Origin of the sequence: Lacinutrix gracilariae (genome assembly GCF_042684485.1) — a bacterium.
Taxonomy (GTDB): Bacteria; Bacteroidota; Bacteroidia; order Flavobacteriales; family Flavobacteriaceae; genus Oceanihabitans; species Oceanihabitans gracilariae.
The window spans coordinates 1-3,205 of record NZ_JBHULM010000014.1 but is presented as its reverse complement, the minus strand read 5'-3'; the positions used below and the strand labels follow the sequence as shown (position 1 = coordinate 3,205).

Here is a 3,205-nt window from a genome sequence, read left to right as displayed (position 1 = left end):
CAACAAAGTATATAATCCATTGCTAGTTCTAGCCTACTTACGAATATTCCTGCGGAATATTCTATTCGGTTTTTATTTGCTAAATTAGTGACTTATACACGCAACATATCATATACAAAACCGTTGTGAGCAATGCAAAAAAAATCGGATGAAAATAAAAATTGGAATATTATTGATAGTAACTTTAGGAGTTTTATTTACTTGTTGTGATTCAAAAAAGACAGCTAAAATCTCGGAATCTGAATATTATACTGATTCGATTTATAGCAAACACTTGAAAGAATATCGTAAACATAATGTCTATTTACCAAAGGGTTTTGACAGAGGAAAAAAATATCCAATTATCTATGCTACCGACGGTAACGAAATCTCAGAAAAAAAATTTTATAAAAGATTATTAGACTCACTAATAGATAATCGAATAATTAAGCCAACTATTTTAATCGAGAGCCATAATAACTCAATAGTTGCCGATAGTAGTGGGAAAATTGGGAATGGCGATAAATTATACCTAAACTACAGAAATTTTGAATATATTGAAAATCAATATATTGAAGGGCAGCACAATCCTAAACTTTCTGATAGATTTAAAAATCATATGAATTACTTTAATGACGAATTAATATCTTCAGTAGAAAATAAGTTAAACCAAAAACTATCTAAAGATGAAAGATATTTTTATGGTGTTTCTAATGGTGCTGGTTTTGGAATGAGTATGTTAAATAAAAAGCCAAATACAATTGGAACTTATCTCTGTTTTTCAATATTTGGTGGAAATATCCAATCAAAAATTTGGAAAGAGAATGTTGATTATCCAAATCTTTATTCAGAATATGGCAATGAAGAACCTTCATTTCTTAAAGAAGATGCGGAATTCTTAAGAGTAAAGTATAACGAATTGAATTTATCTGCTGAGATTAATGAATTTGATGGCGGACATGACTATAAAAAGTGGAACGAAAAGTTTATCGAAATCATAAGTAACGAATTAGCAAACGAATAAAGCACTGCTCACAACAACGTGTATAATTAATTGCTTTGGTCGTTGCCTATTTGGAAAATTCCTTCGGAATTTTCTCGCGTTCGTTTTTGTTTACTAAATTAGTCGCTTAACCACGCAACTAACCATACACAAGACCGTTGCCCACAATTTGAAAAAACATCATCGAAACATATTAACCTTTATTTTATTTATGGGATTTTTAAGTAAAATCTTCGGACAATCTGAACCGAAAAATGAATATCAACCTGATTGGACATTTTACTTTTCGAATGTAAATGACAAATTAAGTTCAATTGCAACCGATTTGAATTTAATGAACGTTGCACCAATAAAAGGACAAGAAAATGTAGTTTATGTTTCAATCAAAATGCCTAATCCGAAAGACAATGGATTGTCGAGTAACGAAGATGCAGATGAATTATGGAAAATTGAAGACGTAATAATAAGTGAATTTAACAAAAAAAATCTGAATTATACTTTTGCAGGTCGGCTAACTTCTAACGGATTTCGAGATTTGTACTTTTTTGGAGAAAACACGATTTTAATGGAAAAAGAAGTTTCTTCAGCAATGACCCAATTTCCAAATCACAAATTTGACTTTGGACATAACGAAGATAAAAAATGGAGTGGTTATTTTGACTTTCTATATCCTCTGCCAAGACAAATGCAAATAATTCAAAACAGAAGAGTTCTCGAACAATTAGAAAAAGGCGGAGACAATCTAACAAAAGAAAGAGAAGTTTTTCATTGGATATATTTTAAAACCAAAAGTGAAATTGACCAATTTGAGAAATTTACAAATGATTTAGGTTTTAAGACAAAAAACAAAGCAAAAACAGAACAACCGAACGAATATAAATTTGTGATTCAAATCTCACGGATTGACAAAGTTGGATATGATGAAATAGATGAATATACCTTGGAATTATGGCAAAAAGCATCTGAATTAAATGGAGATTATGATGGTTGGGAAACATCAATTGAGAAATAAAAACTGTGGGCAACACCGTATATAATTTATTGCTAGCTTCTCGCCTACTTACGAAAATCCTCGCGGATTTTCTATTCGGTTTTTATTTGTTAACTTAGTTGCTTAACCACGCAACAAACCATATACAAACACGTTATGCACAAGGCGAAAAACTCACTCTAAAGAATGCTACAGAAATCCGAAATTGAAAAAATAATAACCAATGATTTGGTTTCGGTTTTGAATACGAAAATAGTTTATCAATTTTCAAGTTACGAAATCGCACTTGAGGAAATCATTCTAAAACAATCACTGAAATTTTCAAATCCAGAAACTTTCAACGACCCTTTTGATTGTAACGAAAAATTATTAAAAGTAAATATTGACAAGAAAAATATTGCTAATGCTTTTGCCGAAATTCAAGAAAAATATTCTCGACAGAAACGTCGTGAAATGGCGAAAAAACTTAATGACCCAAATACATTGTCAAAACTATTAAAGAGCAAGAAAAAAGATTATAAACTATCTTGTTTTTCAAAAATATACAACGAAGTTTTAATGTGGTCGCACTATGCGAATAAACACAACGGAATTTGTGTTGGATTTGATTTTCCTCATTTATATCCTGAAAAGTTCATTCTTTGTCCTGTAAAGTATTTAAACGAAATAAAATTATTAGACGGAGAAACTAATACTAATAGAATTTTACTTTATTGGTTAACAACAAAGTCGGAAAGATGGATTTATGAGCAAGAGATTAGGGCAATTGCTCAATCCAAAAATAATGAGGATTCCGAATTTATAAACTATGACAAAGACAGAATAAAAGAAATTATATTTGGTTGTAATGTCAAAAAAAACGAAATTGATAACGCAATGAGCCGAATAAAAAAAAGTGAGTTGCCTTACGATAAAATAACTTTTAAGAAAATGATAGTTGATTCAGAAACTTTCTTACTTAAAGATGAAATAATAAAGCCCAGTGCATAACAAAGTATATAATCCATTGCTAGTTCTAGCCTACTTACGAATATTCCTGCGGAATATTCTATTCGGTTTTTATTTGCTAAATTAGTTGCTTACACACGCAACGTATCATATACAGAACCGTTACCTTTAATTGCTCCGAAATTGTAACTCCTTTTAAACCGAATTTCAAAAAATAATATTCATCGGAATTTCTGATCACTCAAAATCGGAATATCTTCTCACTCAAATTTCGGAATTTATAC

Annotated in this window: 3 protein-coding genes; all 3 read left to right on the top strand. The window is 30.2% G+C overall.

Going from position 1 to position 3,205, the window contains the following annotated elements; translation table 11 throughout:
- The first annotated feature begins 148 nt into the window (after positions 1-148).
- The 3 genes from ACFSSB_RS15395 to ACFSSB_RS15385 all read left to right on the top strand — a co-directional run bounded on the left by ACFSSB_RS15395 (position 149) and on the right by ACFSSB_RS15385 (position 2,963).
- The gene (locus tag ACFSSB_RS15395) at positions 149-1,003 is read left to right on the top strand and encodes an alpha/beta hydrolase (RefSeq protein ID WP_379905911.1); all 855 of its coding nucleotides are present in this window, start codon (positions 149-151) and stop codon (positions 1,001-1,003) included.
- A 190-nt stretch (positions 1,004-1,193) separates the two neighbouring features.
- Positions 1,194-1,994, top strand: a complete 801-nt coding sequence (locus ACFSSB_RS15390; RefSeq protein ID WP_379905909.1) for a DUF695 domain-containing protein — start codon at positions 1,194-1,196, stop codon at positions 1,992-1,994.
- Positions 1,995-2,159: 165 nt separating this feature from the next.
- The gene (locus ACFSSB_RS15385; RefSeq protein ID WP_379905907.1) at positions 2,160-2,963 is read left to right on the top strand and encodes a DUF2971 domain-containing protein; all 804 of its coding nucleotides are present in this window, start codon (positions 2,160-2,162) and stop codon (positions 2,961-2,963) included.
- Positions 2,964-3,205 lie beyond the last annotated feature (242 nt).

Excerpts from the sequence above, each read along its gene's own strand:
- ACFSSB_RS15395 (WP_379905911.1), top strand. The coding sequence starts at position 149 with ATGAAAATAAAAATTGGAATATTATTGATAGTAACTTTAGGAGTTTTA.
- ACFSSB_RS15385 (WP_379905907.1), top strand. The coding sequence starts at position 2,160 with ATGCTACAGAAATCCGAAATTGAAAAAATAATAACCAATGATTTGGTT.
- ACFSSB_RS15390 (WP_379905909.1), top strand. The coding sequence starts at position 1,194 with ATGGGATTTTTAAGTAAAATCTTCGGACAATCTGAACCGAAAAATGAA.